This window comes from Staphylococcus cohnii species complex 1663 (assembly GCF_041008415.1).
GTDB lineage: Bacteria > Bacillota > Bacilli > Staphylococcales > Staphylococcaceae > Staphylococcus > Staphylococcus ureilyticus.
The window spans coordinates 67628-85519 of record NZ_JBFDVL010000009.1 but is presented as its reverse complement, the minus strand read 5'-3'; the positions used below and the strand labels follow the sequence as shown (position 1 = coordinate 85519).

Below are 17892 nucleotides of genomic sequence, written 5' to 3'. Positions count from 1 at the left end.
AATTTGTTTTTACATAAACATAGGTATAAAATAGATTTGTTCAATAAAGATGGAGGTGCAGTTTTGGCCAAAAAGAAAGTGATTTTTGAATGCATGGCATGTGGTTATCAGTCACCTAAATGGATGGGGAAATGTCCTAACTGTGGTGGATGGAACCAAATGGAAGAAATCATAGAACAGAAATCGACAAGTCCGAAACATGGTGTGCGCAGTCGTGAAAATACATCCAAAGTACAGAAGTTAAATGATATAAAGCATGAGACAACACCACGTGTTAAAACGAATTCAGCAGAGTTTAATCGAGTGCTTGGTGGCGGGATCGTTAATGGTTCACTTGTGTTGATTGGTGGAGATCCAGGTATCGGTAAATCAACACTATTGCTTCAAATATGTGCAGCGTTATCACAAGAGAAAAACGTTTTATATATAACTGGTGAAGAATCATTAAATCAAACAAAATTAAGAGCAGATCGATTAGATGAAGATTCAAGTCATTTAAATGTATTTGCAGAAACAGATTTAGAAGTGATACATGAAACAGTTAAACAATTGAAGCCTGATTTGCTTGTTGTAGATTCTATTCAGACTATTTTTCACCCTGAAATCAGTTCTGCACCCGGTTCGGTATCTCAGGTGAGAGAGAGTACACAGAGCTTGATGAATATAGCTAAACAACTAAATATCGCGACGTTTATTGTTGGTCACGTTACGAAAGAAGGTCAGATTGCGGGACCTCGTTTGCTAGAACATATGGTAGATACGGTGCTTTATTTTGAAGGTGATGAGCATCATGCTTATCGGATTTTAAGAGCGGTAAAAAATCGCTTTGGCTCTACAAATGAAATGGGTATTTTTGAAATGAAACAGAGTGGATTGAAAGGTGTTAAAAATCCTTCAGAAATGTTTTTAGAAGAACGGTCTACAAATGTTCCAGGTTCGACAATCGTGTCTACTATGGAAGGTACGCGACCATTATTAATTGAGGTTCAAGCGTTAGTGACACCCACAACATTTAATAATCCTAGACGTATGGCGACAGGAATAGATCACAATCGTTTAAGTTTGTTAATGGCTGTATTAGAGAAAAAAGAAAATTATTTACTGCAACAACAAGATGCCTATATTAAAGTAGCTGGTGGCGTAAGATTAACAGAACCTGCTGTTGATTTAGGAATCATTATTGCTACTGCCTCAAGCTTTAAAGATTTAACTGTAGATGGCTTAGACTGTTTTATCGGCGAAGTTGGTTTAACAGGGGAAGTGAGACGTGTTTCTCGCATTGAACAACGTGTACAAGAAGCGGAAAAATTAGGTTTTAAACGCATTATTATTCCTGAATCTAATATTGGGGGTTGGGAATTCCCGAGCAACATTAAAGTCATTGGTGTGACAAATGTCCATGAGGCATTAAAATATGCCTTATCAAAACATTGATCAACGACATTTATTTAAATGGTTACATGGCTTATGAAGTCATAATAGCTTTCATGCGAAAGGAGCGTTAGCATTTGAACATGATAAGACTCATTGTAATCTTGTGCTATATCATATTGGGCGCAAGTTTAGGCGTGTATCTTATTCCAGAGATTATTGCAGATGCTGGATTGAGTCATTTCATGCTACTTACAAATAATTATTTCAATGGACTACTAGGGATTATACTGTTTTTTGCTATCTTTGGTTGGTTTATTAAGAAAGTAACTTTAGCAATGAAAGATTTAGAACAAATGATTATGCGTCAAAGTGCGATAGAAATATTGTTTGCCACAATTGGGCTCATTATAGGTTTGCTTATTTCTGTAATGATTTCATTTATTTTCCAAATTATTGGCAACAACGTGTTAAATCATTTTGTACCAATCATTGTTACAATCATATTGGGGTATTTAGGATTTCAATTTGGTTTACGTAAACGTGATGAAATGCTTTTGTTTTTGCCAGAAAATATGACGCGTTCTATGGCTATGAATACACGTAATGCGATGCCAAAGGTGATTGATACGAGTGCAATTATAGATGGACGTATTCTAGATGTTTTAGAATGTGGCTTTGTAGATGGTGAGATTTTAATTCCACAAGGTGTGATTAATGAATTGCAAGTTATTGCGGATGCGAATGATAGTGTGAAGAGAGAAAAAGGTCAAAGAGGCTTAGATATGCTTAATGCATTACACGATGCACAGCACCCTACACGTATTATTCAACCTACAAAATCACACAGTGATATAGACGCTATGTTAATTAAACTCGCGCTGCATTATAGAGCTCAAATTATCACTACAGATTTTAATCTGAACAAAGTTTGTCATATACAAGGCATTCAAGTACTCAATGTTAATGACTTATCAGAAGCCATTAAGCCAACAGTCCATCAAGGTGATCGACTTAACTTATTGTTAACTAAGATGGGTAAAGAAGCTGGACAAGCAGTGGGTTATTTAGAAGATGGTACGATGGTAGTTGTAGACAATGCTAAAAAACATATTGGCGAACACATTGATTTAGAAGTCGTCAGTTTATTGCAAACATCTTCGGGTCGGATTATTTTTGCTAAAAAAATATATTGAAATAGCAGTTAGGTTTCATATGAAATGTAGCAACTACAGTTACAGTTTCACATGAAACCTTTTTTACGTAAAAACACTGAATGACCAAGTGACAAAAGAATTCATTTATAAACAATTAAATTTAAGCGTGGTAATATCATAATCAGCTTTAAAGTGCTACAATAGATAGCGAAATTGTATTACTATATTTAGAATTATGCCGTGAAATTAAAAACAAAAAATGTTTGATTTTAATATAGTGATGCTTTAAAAAATGATGAGCTATGATATTATAAGTAAGCGAATAAGCAATATACTTTAAATGCTGAAACATTATTTTTTAATATGAACTTCATTGGATTCGTATTGATATATTACTGTGTGTAATAGATAGACACAGTAAAAATGAAAGCAATGAAATTGAAAATAAAAAATTAATTTTAAACAGGAGTGAACATAATGAGTAATCGTGTAAGAGTTAGATATGCGCCAAGTCCAACAGGTTATTTGCATATTGGTAATGCAAGAACTGCATTATTTAACTATTTATTTGCTAAACATTATGATGGTGATTTTGTAATACGTATAGAAGATACAGATAGCAAACGTAATTTAGAGGATGGAGAATCATCACAGTTCGATAATCTAAAATGGCTAGGTATTGATTGGGACGAATCAGTAGATAAGGATAAAGGTTATGGCCCTTACCGTCAGTCAGAACGTGCTGAAATATACAACCCGCTTATTCAACAATTATTAGATGAAGATAAAGCATATAAATGTTATATGACTGAAGAAGAGTTAGAAGCGGAACGTGAACAACAAATTGCGCGTGGTGAAATGCCGCGTTATGGTGGTAAACATGCACATTTAACAGAGGAAGAACGTCAACAATTTGAAGAAGAAGGACGTAAACCTTCTATTCGTTTCCGCGTTCCAAAAGATACAACTTATAAATTCGATGATATGGTTAAAGGCGAAATTTCATTTGATTCAAACAATATGGGAGATTGGGTAATTGTTAAAAAAGACGGTGTACCAACATATAATTTTGCCGTAGCTGTTGATGATCATTACATGGAAATTTCAGATGTTATACGTGGCGACGACCATATTTCAAATACTCCAAAACAATTAATGATTTATGACACATTTGGTTGGGAACCACCAAGATTTGCACATATGTCACTAATTGTAAATGAAGAACGTAAAAAATTAAGTAAACGTGATGGCCAAATCCTTCAATTTATTGAACAGTATAGAGACTTGGGTTACTTACCTGAGGCCTTATTCAACTTTATTACGTTGTTAGGTTGGTCTCCGGAAGGTGAAGATGAAATCTACTCTAAAGAAGAATTTATCAAAATCTTCGACGAAAAACGTTTATCTAAATCACCTGCATTTTTCGATAAACAAAAATTAGCTTGGATTAACAACCAATATATGAAACAAAAAGATACTGAAACAGTATTTGAACTTGCTTTTCCACATTTAGTAAAAGCGGAATTATTGCCTGAAAATCCTTCTGAAGAAGATAAAGCGTGGGGGCGTAAACTGATTGCACTTTATCAGAAAGAAATGAGTTACGCTGGAGAAATTGTTCCATTATCTGAAATTTTCTTCCGAGACGAACAAACACTAGGTGAAGATGAGCAAGAAGTTATTAATGGTGAACAAGTTCCAGAACTAATGAATCATTTATATGGCAAATTAGAAGCATTAGAACCTTTTGAAGCTGACGAAATTAAAAAAACAATTAAAGAAGTTCAAAAAGAAACAGGTATCAAAGGTAAGCAATTATTTATGCCGATACGTGTAGCTGTAACTGGACAAATGCACGGACCAGAACTGCCAAATACAATTGAAGTTTTAGGCAAAAACAAAGTGCTACAACGCTTAAAAAAATATGTTTAATGCGTAGAGTGAATAACATAGATTAAATGTATAACACTTGAAAAATTACAAGTTACCAACTATTATAATATGTGAATGAGCTAAAGGATTAGTATGCAATGGTATGTGTCAAGAGAGTGTGCGGTCGCTGTGAGCACAACACAAAAATTGTTGAATGCACCTTTAGTTTGATGAATTGAATAATGCAAATGAGTCAATATAAGTTGTATTGCTATGTGATTGAGGAATCAGCTTATTAAAAAAGAGTGGAACCGTGCAAAGCACCTCTAACAGTATGATGTTGGAGGTGCTTTTTTAATAAGGAGGTCGCAACCTTGTTTGAAATTTTGAAAAGAATCAAAGATGATGTAAATATGGTGTTTGAGCAAGACCCAGCAGCACGTACAACATTAGAGGTAGTTACATCTTATGCTGGTGTACATGCAGTGTGGAGTCACTTAGTTGCACATGCTTTATATAAAAAGAAAAAATATGTATTAGCCAGATTGATTTCTCAAATCACACGTTTTTTTACTGGAATAGAAATACATCCAGGTGCTCAAATTGGCAAGCGTTTATTTATTGACCATGGTATGGGCGTAGTGATAGGAGAAACATGTAGGATTGGTGATAATGTCACAATCTATCAAGGCGTTACTTTAGGTGGGACAGGTAAAGAGAAAGGGAAGCGTCATCCTGATATTGGAGACAATGTTTTAATTGCAGCAGGAGCAAAAGTACTCGGTAATATTAAAATCAATTCAAATGTTAATATTGGCGCAAATTCCGTAGTGTTAAACTCGGTACCTAGCTATTCTACAGTGGTTGGTATACCAGGGCATATCGTAAAACAAGACGGAAGAAGAATTGGCAAAACATTTGATCATCGTAATTTACCTGATCCAATTTATGAGCAATTAAAACAATTAGAGAAACAACTTGAGAAAACAAGAAATGGAGAGATTCAAGATGATTACATTATATAATACACTCACACGTCAAAAAGAAACGTTTAAGTCAATAGAACCAGGTAAGGTTAAAATGTATGTTTGTGGACCAACTGTATATAATTACATTCATATTGGAAACGCAAGACCTGCAATTAACTATGATGTTGTCAGAAGATATCTTGAGTACCAAGGTTATGAAGTGATTTACGTTTCAAACTTTACGGACGTAGATGATAAATTAATAAAACGCTCTAAAGAATTAAATGAGCCTGTAAATACAATAGCTAATCGCTATATCGATGCATTTTATGAAGATGTGGGTGCATTAAATGTCAAAAAAGCGACTTCAAATCCAAGAGTCATGAATCATATGGACGATATTATTAAGTTTATAAAAGAACTTATTGATGAAGGCTATGCATATGAAAGCAGTGGCGACGTTTATTTCAGAACACGTAAGTTTGAAGATTATGGTAAATTAAGCCATCAATCGCTGAACGATTTAAAAGTAGGTGCGCGTATTGAACAAGGGGAACAAAAAGAAGACGCTCTAGATTTTACGTTATGGAAACAAGCAAAACCGGATGAAATCAGTTGGGATAGTCCATTTGGGAAAGGTAGACCAGGCTGGCATATTGAGTGTTCAGTGATGGCTTATCACGAGCTAGGTGCAACAATTGATATTCATGCGGGTGGTACAGATTTACAATTCCCTCATCATGAAAATGAAATTGCACAATCTGAAGCACATAACCATGCCCCATTCGCAAACTATTGGATGCACAATGGTTTCATTAATATAGATAATGAAAAAATGAGTAAGTCATTGGGCAATTTTGTCTTAGTGCATGACATTATTAAAGAAATTGATCCGGACGTCTTACGCTTTTTCATGATAAGTGTACATTATAGAAGTCCAATCAACTATAATATGGAACTTGTTGGGGCGGCTAAAAGTGGGTTAGAACGTATTCGCAATAGTTATCAAGCCATTGAAGAACGTGAAACAATTGCAACTAATATTGAAACACAAGATCATTATATTGATGAAATCAATCAAATATTAGACCAATTTGAAACGGTTATGAACGACGATTTTAATACGGCTAATGCCATTACAGCTTGGTATGATTTATCAAAATTAGCGAATAAATACGTATTAGAAAATACGACATCTACTAAAGTGATTGCACGATTTAAAGAAGTGTATCAAATCTTCAGTGATGTCTTAGGCGTTCCTTTAAAAGCATCAAACAACGATGAATTATTAGATGAAGATGTTGAAGCGCTCATTGAAGAACGAAATCAGGCGCGACAAAACAAAGATTTTGCACGTGCAGATGAAATCCGTGACCAGTTAAAAGAACAAAATATTATTTTAGAAGATACGCCACAAGGTGTGAGATTCAAACGTGGTTAACATGGATAATAAGTTATTAAATCCATTAACTTTGGCCTATATGGGTGATGCAGTATTAGATCAATTCGTAAGAGAGTACATTATATTGAAGTTAAAAGCTAAGCCCAATCGACTACACCAAGAAGCCAAGCGTTACGTATCGGCAAAAAGTCAGGCACAATCGCTTGAGCACTTATTAAAAAATAACTGGTTTACAGCGGAAGAATTAGATATTGTTCGTCGTGGTAGAAATGCGAAGAGTTATACTAAGGCGAAAAACACAGATATTCAAACTTATCGAAAAAGTTCGGGTTTAGAAGCAATCCTCGGATTTTTATATCTAGAAAAAAATCAAGAGCGACTCACCACGTTGCTTGAACGCATCGTAAAAAATGTAGATGAAAGGTAGTGAGACTTTGGAAGAGATTGTTATAGTAGGTCGTCATGCCGTAAAAGAAGCGATTGTTTCCGGACATACAATTAATAAGGTTTTAATTCAAGATACAGTAAAAAAAGGACAAATTAATGATATTTTAAAAAAGGCAAATAGTAATAAAATCATTGTACAAGCAGTGCCAAAATCAAAATTAGATGGTTTGTCTGATGCGCCTCACCAAGGTGTCGCTGCATACATCGCACCATATGAATATGCAGATTTTGATGCGTTTTTAGCACAGCAAAAGAACAATGAAAAACTATCAACTGTTTTAATTTTGGATGGCTTAGAAGATCCTCATAATTTAGGGTCGATTTTAAGAACGGCTGACGCTTCAGGTGTAGATGGCATTATTATTCCTAAAAGGCGATCGGTTGCACTTACGCAGACTGTTGCAAAAGCGTCTACTGGCGCGATTGAACATGTCCCTGTCATGCGTGTTACAAATTTGGCGAATACCATTGAAACATTAAAAGACCATGGATACTGGGTGGTCGGTACAGAAGCCGAAAATTCAACAGATTATCGTGAAATGGACGCTGGTATGTCGCTAGCGATTGTTATCGGAAGTGAAGGACAAGGCATGAGCAGACTTACCAAAGATAAATGTGACTTTTATATAAACATTCCAATGGTAGGGCATGTAAATAGTTTGAATGCTTCTGTTGCGGCAAGCTTAATGATGTACGAAGTCTATCGTAAACGTAATCAGATTGGAGAAAAATAATGAAGGATCGTTTCTTGATTATAGACGGTTATAATATGATTGGCCAATCACAAGACTTAAGTCAAATAGCCCAAGAAAATTTGGAAGAAGCACGCGATCAGCTATTAACCGCGATTGCAAATTATAATGCAGTTATAGCAGATGAGGTTGTATGTGTGTTTGATGCCTATGAACAATCCGGCATGTCATCAGAATATATGTATCACGGTGTAAAGATTGTCTTTACTAAAGAAAAAGAAACAGCAGATAGTTTTATAGAAAAATATGTTTATGATTTATACGACAAACACACAAGACATATCACAGTGGTAACAAGTGATATGAGTGAACAACATGCTATATTTGGTGCGGGAGCTTATCGTATCTCTTCTAGAGAAATGTGGAGAGACTTGAGAGAAAATGAAGTTTCGGTTTCAAAAAAGCTCGAAGGGTTCAATGAGCAGAAACCACGCACACGTATAGAACTATCAAATGAAATTTTGGAAGAATTTGAAAAAATTAGAAGGGGTAACAATCACAAATAAGAAGATTGTCCCCTTGCTTTTTTTATAGCGTCCTTTGTATGCTAACTTTATTCTGATTGAAAGGATAAAAAAGCATGCACCAAAGAATAAAACATCAAGAATCAATACCAGTTTCAAAAAGCAAACGGCAAGACATTCATTTCCTAATTGATTTACTAGATCAAATACAACCACATATTTGGAAATGTTTAAATCATTTCACAATACATCCTGATGATAAAGAAGATTTACAACAAGAAATACTTTTGAAATTATTCAAAGCGATAAGTCAATTTGATTTTTCAAAAGACATACCATTAGCACATTACGTAAATCGTACTATCAAAAATGCTAGAAATGATTATATACGAAAAAAATTAGCTGATGTAAGACGACAAAGGTTATTAGAAAATGAAATGTTAAGCAGTGTCCAAGTGTTAAGGCAAGTGAGGCAACCGGATGACATTATTTTAAGAAGAGAAACCCTGGTTTTGTTGCATCAAAGTGTTGAAAAATTAACAGAGTTAGAACAAGGTATTATAAAATATATTTTAAATGATTATAAACCATCAGAGGTTGCCCATATCTTAAATCTAAATGTTAAGATAGTTTACAATTCGATACATAGATGTAAACTGAAATTAAAGCGTGTTTTTAAGCAAAAGTATCATGACTAAAAACAGTTATGGATACGTATAAAATGATTTTTGGATTAATAGAAAGCAATAGTGGAAGATTGACAATTGACAGAGATGTTATGTATAGTAGATTGGTATTATAATGAGTAAGGTGAAGTGAAATGAAAAAAGTGCCATTAAGCTGTGAAACGTGTGGAAATAGAAATTATAATGTTCCAAAGCAAAGTAACCTTACATCAAGATTGACATTGAAGAAGTATTGTCCAAGATGTAACGCACATACAGTTCATAAAGAAGCGAAATAATGTCGGTATATTAGATTTAGTAATTGAGTAAATATAACCTTCCAATTTAGTTGTGAGTATTGTATTTGCTTAATTTGTCGTATGTATAAGCAAATGAGAAAATCGAATTAATATGGAGGTATTGCTAATGACTAAAAAAGAAAATTTCTTTCAAGGCGTAAAGTCAGAAATGGAAAAGACGAGTTGGCCAACGAAAGAAGAATTATTTAAATATACTATTATTGTTGTGTCAACGGTAGTATTTTTCTTAGCCTTCTTCTATGTCTTAGATTTAGGTATTGGTAGAGTTATAGAGTTAATTAAATAGATAGGAGTGACGACATGTCTGAGGAAGTTGGCGCAAAGCGTTGGTATGCTGTGCATACTTATTCTGGTTATGAGAACAAAGTTAAGAAGAATTTAGAAAAACGTGTTGAATCTATGAATATGACTGAATTGATATTCAGAGTGGTTATACCTGAAGAAGAAGAAACACAAGTTAAAGATGGTAAAGCTAAAACGTTAACTAAAAAAACATTTCCTGGCTATGTATTAGTCGAATTAATCATGACTGATGAATCATGGTATATTGTGAGAAACACACCGGGTGTTACAGGATTTGTTGGTTCAGCAGGTGCTGGGTCAAAACCAAATCCATTATTACCTGAAGAAGCACGTTTCATCTTGAAACAAATGGGCATGAAAGAAAAAACAATTGATGTTGAATTAGATTTAGGTGAGCAAGTTCAAATCAAATCAGGTCCATTTGCGAATCAAGTTGGTGAAGTTCAAGAAATTGAAGCGGATAAATTTAAATTGACAGTTCTTGTAGACATGTTTGGTAGAGAAACACCTGTTGAAGTAGAATTCGATCAAATTGAAAAATTATAAAGGTATATAAGTAATACTAGACTTGCTAAAGCAAGAAATATTACTTTACATGCATTAAGAACCCCTAATCATTAAAATGATTCAGTGTAAGGAATACCTGAGCTAGGGCTCATGCATTAAGAACCCCTAATCATTAAAATGATAAGGGGTTCTATAAAAAAAGTTCCATTTTACTCTTGCTTTATGATTTGAGTAGATGTTATAATACTGTGGTCGCGCTCATAGAGCGTTCATTTCGTCACGAAATGTAGAAGAGTGGGAGGACAAAACTGAGTCCTGTGACCACATCACGATATCAAGGAGGTGCACATCGTGGCTAAAAAAGTAGAAAAAGTTGTTAAATTACAAATTCCTGCAGGTAAAGCAAACCCAGCACCACCAGTTGGTCCAGCATTAGGTCAAGCAGGTGTGAACATTATGGGATTCTGTAAGGAATTCAACGCACGTACACAAGAAGATGCAGGTTTAATTATTCCGGTAGAAATCAGTGTTTATGAAGATCGTTCATTTACATTCATTACAAAAACACCACCGGCTCCAGTACTACTTAAAAAAGCAGCTGGCGTTGAAAAAGGTTCTGGTGAACCTAACAAAAACAAAGTTGCTACAGTAACTAAAGATCAAGTACGTGAAATTGCAAACCAAAAAATGCAAGATTTAAACGCTGCAGACGAAGAAGCAGCTATGCGTATTATCGAAGGTACTGCACGTAGTATGGGTATCACAGTTCAATAATATTAAAAAATTAACGAAAACATAGATTGACGATGAAGCAGATGACAGAAATGACAAACAGGATCAAAGCGTTCAATATTGTCGTAATAAGAGGGAAATTGTCATTTATTTAGGAAGTGTTTCCTGAGATGAAATATGATTAAAACCTCTCTGTTATCTGCTCTTAACTTGCAAATGCGAGTAAATGTGGGAGGAAATTCCGCTAAAACCACTAAAGGAGGACATGAAATGGCTAAGAAAAGTAAAAGATTTCAAGAAGTAGCTAATAAAATTGACCGCCAAAAACACTATAGTGTGGAAGAAGCAGTTGAATTAGCTAAAGAAACAAGTATCGCTAACTTTGACGCATCAGTTGAAGTAGCATTCCGTTTAGGAATTGATACACGTAAAAATGATCAACAAATCCGTGGTGCAGTTGTACTTCCAAATGGTACAGGTAAATCACAACGTGTATTGGTATTCGCAAAAGGAGACAAAGCAGCTGAAGCAGAAGCAGCAGGTGCAGATTTCGTTGGTGAAGGTGAATATGTTCAACAAATCCAACAAGGTTGGTTTGACTTTGACGTAGTAGTAGCTACACCAGATATGATGGGTGAAGTTGGTAAACTTGGTCGTGTATTAGGACCTAAAGGTTTAATGCCAAACCCTAAAACTGGAACTGTAACAATGGACGTTACAAAAGCAGTTGAAGAAATCAAAGCAGGTAAAGTAGAATATCGTGCTGAAAAAGCTGGTATTGTACATGCTTCTATTGGTAAAGTATCATTTGATACTGACAAACTTGTTGAAAACTTCAAAGCTTTACAAGATGTGTTAACTAAAGCAAAACCATCTTCAGCTAAAGGTACTTACTTCAAATCTGTTGCTGTTACAACAACAATGGGTCCTGGCGTAAAAGTCGATACTTCTAGCTTCAAACTTTAATCTTAAATATAAATGATGATAAGACTGGATGGATATATTCAGTCTTATCTTTAAAAATATATTGACATATTATATTTAACCAGTTATATTGGTTAATGTATTATTTTACCTAAGACAGTAGGAGTTAGTCATAACTTAAAAATAATCCTACCGAGGCTAAAATTGACTTGAACGTGAAGATTTTTAGATCTTTCAAGCACTTTTTGCCGTGGGTAGAAAGTGCTTTTTTTATTGAGATAAAGTTGTTAATTGACGTAATTAGCAGTTGTAATCAAGATTAAAAGCACCAAATAAAAAAACTATGGAGGTGTCTAAATGTCTGCTATCATCGAAGCTAAAAAACAACAAGTTGATGTAATTGCTGAATCATTAAAGAATTCAGTATCTACTGTAATCGTTGACTACCGCGGTCTAACTGTTTCAGAAGTAACTGAATTACGTTCACAATTACGTGAAGCTGGCGTTGAATTCAAAGTATTGAAAAATACAATGGTTCGTCGTGCTGCTGATCAAGTTGGCTTAGAAGATTTAAATGAATACTTAGTAGGTCCTACTGCAGTTGCTACTTCAACAGAAGATGTTGTTGCTCCAGCAAAAGTATTAGCAGGATTTGCTAAAGAACATAAAGCTTTAGAAATTAAAGTAGGTGTTATGGAAGGCAGTGTTATTTCTGCTGAAGAAGTTAACACAGTTGGTACATTACCATCACACGACGGTCTTGTTTCTATGCTTTTATCAGTATTACAAGCTCCAGTACGCAATTTCGCTTATGCAGTTAAAGCTGTTGGAGAAGATAAAGAACAAAACGAAGAAAGCGCTGAATAATTGCGCATAAAACTAATAAAATTAATGGAGGAATATTAAAATGGCTAATCAAGAACAAATCATTGAAGCAATTAAAGAAATGTCAGTTTTAGAATTAAACGACTTAGTAAAAGCAATTGAAGAAGAATTTGGTGTAACTGCAGCAGCTCCAGTAGCAGCAGCAGGTGCAGCAGGTGGCGGAGACGCTGCTGAAGAAAAAACAGAATTTGATGTTGAATTAACATCAGCTGGATCATCTAAAATCAAAGTCGTTAAAGCTGTTAAAGAAGCTACTGGCTTAGGATTAAAAGATGCTAAAGAATTAGTTGACGGAGCTCCTAAAGTAATCAAAGAAGCTTTACCAACTGAAGAAGCTGAAAAACTTAAAGAAGCATTAGAAGAAGTTGGCGCTACAGTAGAATTAAAATAATTCTAGCTGGCTAACAGTTCATAATTATATATTGAAGGTTATTCAAGCAGTTTAACACATTAGCTATTTCGACACGCTAATCTTAAATGCAATGTGGATATCCTGAAATCTTTGAGAAATGAAAACCCCGTTATCGATATAACGGGGTTTTATCTTATTTGATCTATCCTGAATGAATCGTTTGTTGTTACAAAGTTTTGTTGAGGGTATAGTATTAATCTAAGATGAATTAGATTAAAAGAGGTGTAGTCATGAGTCATTACTATGATGAAAATCCTGAAGTAGAAAGCGCTGAACTTCCTTTTACGTATTCCTACAAAAACTATGATTTAAAATTAGTTACTGATTCAGGTGTATTTTCTAAAGGGAAAATAGACTTTGGTTCAGATTTATTAATCAATACTTTTTTGAAAGAAAATCCCCCGGGTCCTACTAAAAAAATTATAGATGTTGGTTGTGGTTATGGACCGATTGGTTTGATGATTGCAAAAGTGTCTCCGCACCATGAAATAACGATGGTTGATGTAAATCAACGCGCACTTTCCTTATCGATTAAAAATAAAACGCAAAATCATTTAGAGAATGTAGAGGTCAAAGAAAGTGATGGGTTATCGCAAGTAGAGGATAATGCTTTTGATTTTATATTAACGAATCCACCGATTAGAGCAGGAAAAAAAGTAGTTCATAGCATCTTAACTGATGCGCATCATAAATTAAAAGCGAATGGTGCCCTTTATGTTGTGATTCAAAAGAAACAAGGTATGCCATCTGCGAAGAAAAAAATGGAAGAAACATTTGGTAATGTAGAAGTATTAGAAAAGCACAAAGGCTATTATATATTAAGAAGTGTAAAAGGTTGATTAAAAACCACTGTTCTGATATAGTAATAGAATGTAAAAAATTATGTTCAATAAGTGTGTACTTTTACGTATAAATTAACAAAGTATATAAGGTGAAATAGAAAATGGTGTCATGAGTTATGCTACCGTTTTCTTTTTGTCTAATTATATTTGCTGATTTAGTAAAAGTAAACACGCAATTTTTGAGGGGTGAATCTGTTTGGCAGGTCAATTTGTCCAATATGGAAGACATCGTAAACGTAGAAACTATGCGAGAATTTCAGAGGTATTAGAATTACCGAATTTAATTGAGATTCAAACTAAGTCTTACGAGTGGTTCTTAGAAGAAGGTTTATATGAAATGTTTAGAGACATTTCACCGATTGAAGATTTCACAGGAAATCTGTCTTTAGAGTTTGTTGATTACAGACTTGGAGAATCAAAATATGATTTAGAAGAATCGAAAAACCGTGATACGACGTATTCTGCACCTCTACGTGTAAAAGTACGTCTAATCATTAAAGAAACAGGCGAAGTGAAAGAGCAAGAAGTATTTATGGGTGATTTCCCATTAATGACAGATACAGGTACATTTGTGATTAATGGTGCTGAGCGTGTAATCGTATCGCAATTAGTTCGTTCACCATCCGTTTACTTTAATGAAAAATTAGATAAAAATGGTCGCACAAACTATGATGCAACAATTATTCCTAACCGTGGCGCATGGTTAGAGTATGAAACTGATGCCAAAGATGTAGTTTATGTACGTATTGATAGAACAAGAAAATTACCACTAACAGTATTATTGAGAGCTTTAGGTTTCTCAACAGATCAAGAAATCATTGATCTTTTAGGAGACAATGAGTACTTACGTAATACATTAGAAAAAGATGGTACTGAAAATACTGATCAAGCACTATTAGAAATTTATGAGCGTTTACGCCCAGGTGAACCTCCGACAGTAGAAAATGCGAAAAGCTTATTATACTCACGTTTCTTCGATCCGAAACGTTATGATTTAGCGAGCGTGGGTCGTTATAAAGCGAATAAAAAACTTCATTTAAAACACCGTTTATTCAATCAAAAATTAGCAGAACCAATTGTTAATGCTGAAACAGGTGAAATTGTAGCTGAAGAAGGTACTGTCTTAGATCGTCGTAATTTAGATGAAATCATGGATGTATTAGAATCTAATGCGAACAGTGAAGTTTTTGAACTTGAAGGTACTGTGATTGATGAACCAGTAGAAATTCAATCTATTAAAGTATATGTTCCTAATGATGAAGAAGGCCGCACAACAACAGTTATTGGTAATGCATTCCCTGATTCAGAAGTGAAATGTATTACACCAGCTGACATCATCGCATCAATGTCATATTTCTTTAATTTATTAAGTGGTATTGGATTCACCGATGATATTGACCATTTAGGTAATCGTCGTCTACGTTCAGTAGGTGAGTTACTACAAAACCAATTCCGTATTGGTTTATCAAGAATGGAACGTGTGGTACGTGAAAGAATGTCTATTCAAGACACAGATTCAATTACGCCACAACAATTAATTAATATCCGTCCAGTTATTGCGTCAATTAAAGAATTCTTTGGTAGTTCTCAATTGTCACAATTCATGGACCAAGCCAATCCATTAGCAGAATTGACACATAAACGTCGTCTATCAGCATTAGGACCTGGTGGTTTAACACGTGAACGTGCTCAAATGGAAGTGCGTGACGTTCACTACTCTCACTATGGCCGTATGTGTCCAATCGAAACACCAGAAGGACCAAACATTGGTTTGATCAACTCATTATCAAGTTATGCACGTGTAAATGAATTTGGTTTCATTGAAACACCATATCGTAAAGTAGATCTTGAGACGAATAGTATCACAGATCAAATCGATTATTTAACAGCTGATGAAGAAGATAGCTATGTAGTAGCACAAGCGAATTCTAAACTAGATGAAAATGGTCGTTTCTTAGACGATGAAGTTGTTTGTCGTTTCCGTGGTAATAACACAGTTATGGCAAAAGAAAAAATGGATTACATGGATGTATCTCCTAAACAAGTTGTTTCTGCAGCAACAGCATGTATTCCATTCTTAGAAAACGATGACTCTAACCGTGCATTAATGGGTGCAAACATGCAACGTCAAGCAGTACCATTGATGAATCCAGAATCACCTTTCGTAGGTACTGGTATGGAACACGTAGCAGCTCGTGACTCTGGTGCTGCAATTGTCGCTAAACATAAAGGCCGTGTTGAACACGTTGAATCTAATGAAATTCTTGTACGTCAACTTATCGAAGAAGATGGACAAGAATACGAAGGCGAAATCGATCGCTATCCGTTAGCTAAATTCAAACGCTCAAACACAGGTACTTGTTATAACCAAAGACCAATCGTTGCTACAGGTGATGTCGTAACGAAAGGTGAAATTTTAGCCGATGGTCCTTCAATGGAACTTGGTGAAATGGCGTTAGGTAGAAACGTAGTTGTCGGATTCATGACATGGGACGGTTACAACTATGAAGATGCTGTAATTATGAGCGAACGCCTAGTAAAAGATGACGTATATACTTCTATCCATATTGAAGAATATGAATCAGAAGCACGTGATACAAAACTAGGACCTGAAGAAATTACACGTGATATTCCTAACGTTTCAGATAGTGCGCTTAAAAACTTAGATGACCGTGGTATTGTATACGTAGGTGCTGAAGTTAATGATGGAGACATTCTAGTAGGTAAAGTAACGCCTAAAGGTGTAACAGAATTAACAGCAGAAGAACGCTTATTACATGCGATATTCGGTGAAAAAGCACGTGAAGTACGTGATACATCATTACGTGTACCTCATGGTGCAGGCGGTATTGTTCTAGACGTTAAAGTCTTCAACCGTGAAGAAGGAGATGACACATTATCTCCAGGTGTAAACCAATTAGTACGTGTTTATATCGTTCAAAAACGTAAAATACATGTTGGTGACAAAATGTGTGGTCGTCACGGTAACAAAGGTGTTATCTCTAAGTTAGTTCCTGAAGAAGATATGCCTTACTTACCAGACGGTACACCAATCGACATCATGTTGAACCCATTGGGTGTTCCATCACGTATGAATATCGGACAAGTATTAGAGTTACATTTAGGTATGGCTGCTAAAAACTTAGGTATTCATGTTGCTTCACCAGTATTTGATGGTGCGAGTGATGAAGATGTATGGTCAACGATTGAAGAAGCTGGTATGGCACGTGACGGTAAGACAGTATTATACGATGGACGTACGGGTGAACCATTCGATAACAGAATCTCAGTCGGCGTTATGTATATGTTGAAACTTGCACACATGGTTGACGATAAATTACACGCACGTTCAACTGGACCATACTCACTTGTTACGCAACAACCATTAGGTGGTAAAGCACAATTCGGTGGACAACGTTTCGGTGAGATGGAAGTATGGGCACTTGAAGCTTACGGTGCTGCATACACACTTCAAGAAATCTTAACTTATAAATCTGATGATACAGTAGGTCGTGTAAAAACTTATGAATCTATTGTTAAAGGTGAAAACATTACTAAACCTGGTGTTCCTGAATCATTCAGAGTATTGATGAAAGAACTTCAAAGTTTAGGATTAGATGTTAAGATTATGGATGAGCATGACAATGAAATCGACATGCAAGATAACGAAGATGAAGATGCAGTAGAACGTAAAGTGGACCTTCAACAAAAAGAAGCGCCACAATCACAAAAAGAAATTACTGACTAATACAGATCGCATTTAAGTTTATAAAAAGATATACCATTTTGGGGTAAAGTCATCGTACTTGCCTCATTATGGCCTTATCTATTATTGATAAAGAGCAATCAATCAATTTGCACAGCTAATC

18 protein-coding genes and 1 other annotated feature are annotated in these 17892 nt (G+C 35.0%); all 18 genes read left to right on the top strand.

Features of this window, described 5'->3' with window-relative positions; genetic code table 11:
- The first annotated feature begins 63 nt into the window (after nt 1-63).
- The 18 genes from radA to rpoB all read left to right on the top strand — a co-directional run bounded on the left by radA (nt 64) and on the right by rpoB (nt 17771).
- Entirely contained in the window at nt 64-1434 is a 1371-nt protein-coding gene (radA, locus tag AB1J10_RS11170; protein WP_064209895.1) for a DNA repair protein RadA, read from the top strand.
- A gap of 74 nt (nt 1435-1508) precedes the next feature.
- The gene (locus tag AB1J10_RS11165) at nt 1509-2567 is read left to right on the top strand and encodes a PIN/TRAM domain-containing protein (RefSeq protein ID WP_070039491.1); all 1059 of its coding nucleotides are present in this window, start codon (nt 1509-1511) and stop codon (nt 2565-2567) included.
- 438 nt (nt 2568-3005) lie between these two features.
- Nucleotides 3006-4460: a glutamate--tRNA ligase gene (gene gltX, locus AB1J10_RS11160; RefSeq protein WP_070039489.1), complete on the top strand. Its 1455-nt coding sequence runs from the start codon at nt 3006-3008 to the stop codon at nt 4458-4460.
- A 323-nt stretch (nt 4461-4783) separates the two neighbouring features.
- On the top strand, nt 4784-5425 hold the full coding sequence (gene cysE / locus AB1J10_RS11155; protein WP_046207703.1) for a serine O-acetyltransferase: 642 nt from the start codon (nt 4784-4786) through the stop codon (nt 5423-5425).
- Entirely contained in the window at nt 5409-6809 is a 1401-nt protein-coding gene (cysS, locus tag AB1J10_RS11150; RefSeq protein ID WP_070039487.1) for a cysteine--tRNA ligase, read from the top strand. Before cysE ends, cysS begins: the two co-directional genes overlap by 17 nt.
- A gap of 1 nt (nt 6810) precedes the next feature.
- Complete coding sequence (locus tag AB1J10_RS11145; protein ID WP_070039485.1) at nt 6811-7197, top strand: Mini-ribonuclease 3; 387 nt, start codon at nt 6811-6813, stop codon at nt 7195-7197.
- A gap of 7 nt (nt 7198-7204) precedes the next feature.
- On the top strand, nt 7205-7951 hold the full coding sequence (gene rlmB / locus AB1J10_RS11140; protein ID WP_070039483.1) for a 23S rRNA (guanosine(2251)-2'-O)-methyltransferase RlmB: 747 nt from the start codon (nt 7205-7207) through the stop codon (nt 7949-7951).
- On the top strand, nt 7951-8475 hold the full coding sequence (locus AB1J10_RS11135) for an NYN domain-containing protein (RefSeq protein WP_019468577.1): 525 nt from the start codon (nt 7951-7953) through the stop codon (nt 8473-8475). The genes rlmB and AB1J10_RS11135 overlap by 1 nt, the downstream gene beginning before the upstream one ends.
- Nucleotides 8476-8549: 74 nt before the next feature.
- Nucleotides 8550-9131 (top strand): sigma-70 family RNA polymerase sigma factor, encoded by a 582-nt coding sequence (locus AB1J10_RS11130; protein WP_070039478.1) that lies wholly within the window; start codon nt 8550-8552, stop codon nt 9129-9131.
- A 122-nt stretch (nt 9132-9253) separates the two neighbouring features.
- Nucleotides 9254-9397 carry a 50S ribosomal protein L33 gene (rpmG, locus tag AB1J10_RS11125; RefSeq protein ID WP_071560108.1) on the top strand — a complete coding sequence of 48 codons (144 nt, stop codon included), beginning with the start codon at nt 9254-9256 and terminating at the stop codon, nt 9395-9397.
- 127 nt (nt 9398-9524) lie between these two features.
- Complete coding sequence (gene secE / locus AB1J10_RS11120; protein WP_070039474.1) at nt 9525-9704, top strand: preprotein translocase subunit SecE; 180 nt, start codon at nt 9525-9527, stop codon at nt 9702-9704.
- A 14-nt stretch (nt 9705-9718) separates the two neighbouring features.
- Nucleotides 9719-10267: a transcription termination/antitermination protein NusG gene (nusG, locus tag AB1J10_RS11115; protein WP_019468574.1), complete on the top strand. Its 549-nt coding sequence runs from the start codon at nt 9719-9721 to the stop codon at nt 10265-10267.
- Between the two features lie 312 nt (nt 10268-10579).
- Nucleotides 10580-11002, top strand: a complete 423-nt coding sequence (gene rplK, locus AB1J10_RS11110; protein WP_019468573.1) for a 50S ribosomal protein L11 — start codon at nt 10580-10582, stop codon at nt 11000-11002.
- Nucleotides 11003-11230: 228 nt separating this feature from the next.
- Complete coding sequence (gene rplA / locus AB1J10_RS11105) at nt 11231-11926, top strand: 50S ribosomal protein L1 (protein ID WP_046207685.1); 696 nt, start codon at nt 11231-11233, stop codon at nt 11924-11926.
- Nucleotides 11927-12016: 90 nt separating this feature from the next.
- Nucleotides 12017-12164, top strand: a sequence feature (ribosomal protein L10 leader region).
- 77 nt (nt 12165-12241) lie between these two features.
- On the top strand, nt 12242-12751 hold the full coding sequence (gene rplJ, locus AB1J10_RS11100; RefSeq protein ID WP_070039472.1) for a 50S ribosomal protein L10: 510 nt from the start codon (nt 12242-12244) through the stop codon (nt 12749-12751).
- Between the two features lie 40 nt (nt 12752-12791).
- Entirely contained in the window at nt 12792-13160 is a 369-nt protein-coding gene (rplL, locus tag AB1J10_RS11095; protein ID WP_046207683.1) for a 50S ribosomal protein L7/L12, read from the top strand.
- A 251-nt stretch (nt 13161-13411) separates the two neighbouring features.
- Nucleotides 13412-14020, top strand: coding sequence for a class I SAM-dependent methyltransferase (locus tag AB1J10_RS11090; protein ID WP_070039471.1), 609 nt, complete (start codon nt 13412-13414; stop codon nt 14018-14020).
- 199 nt (nt 14021-14219) lie between these two features.
- The gene (rpoB, locus tag AB1J10_RS11085) at nt 14220-17771 is read left to right on the top strand and encodes a DNA-directed RNA polymerase subunit beta (protein ID WP_064209891.1); all 3552 of its coding nucleotides are present in this window, start codon (nt 14220-14222) and stop codon (nt 17769-17771) included.
- The last annotated feature ends 121 nt before the right edge of the window (nt 17772-17892 follow it).

Bases quoted from the DNA above. Each gene is read 5' to 3' on its own strand.
- gltX (WP_070039489.1), top strand. From the start codon at position 3,006: ATGAGTAATCGTGTAAGAGTTAGATATGCGCCAAGTCCAACAGGTTAT.
- cysS (WP_070039487.1), top strand. From the start codon at position 5,409: ATGATTACATTATATAATACACTCACACGTCAAAAAGAAACGTTTAAG.
- AB1J10_RS11145 (WP_070039485.1), top strand. From the start codon at position 6,811: ATGGATAATAAGTTATTAAATCCATTAACTTTGGCCTATATGGGTGAT.
- AB1J10_RS11135 (WP_019468577.1), top strand. From the start codon at position 7,951: ATGAAGGATCGTTTCTTGATTATAGACGGTTATAATATGATTGGCCAA.
- AB1J10_RS11130 (WP_070039478.1), top strand. From the start codon at position 8,550: ATGCACCAAAGAATAAAACATCAAGAATCAATACCAGTTTCAAAAAGC.
- rpmG (WP_071560108.1), top strand. From the start codon at position 9,254: ATGAAAAAAGTGCCATTAAGCTGTGAAACGTGTGGAAATAGAAATTAT.
- secE (WP_070039474.1), top strand. From the start codon at position 9,525: ATGACTAAAAAAGAAAATTTCTTTCAAGGCGTAAAGTCAGAAATGGAA.
- nusG (WP_019468574.1), top strand. From the start codon at position 9,719: ATGTCTGAGGAAGTTGGCGCAAAGCGTTGGTATGCTGTGCATACTTAT.
- rplA (WP_046207685.1), top strand. From the start codon at position 11,231: ATGGCTAAGAAAAGTAAAAGATTTCAAGAAGTAGCTAATAAAATTGAC.
- rplJ (WP_070039472.1), top strand. From the start codon at position 12,242: ATGTCTGCTATCATCGAAGCTAAAAAACAACAAGTTGATGTAATTGCT.
- rplL (WP_046207683.1), top strand. From the start codon at position 12,792: ATGGCTAATCAAGAACAAATCATTGAAGCAATTAAAGAAATGTCAGTT.
- AB1J10_RS11090 (WP_070039471.1), top strand. From the start codon at position 13,412: ATGAGTCATTACTATGATGAAAATCCTGAAGTAGAAAGCGCTGAACTT.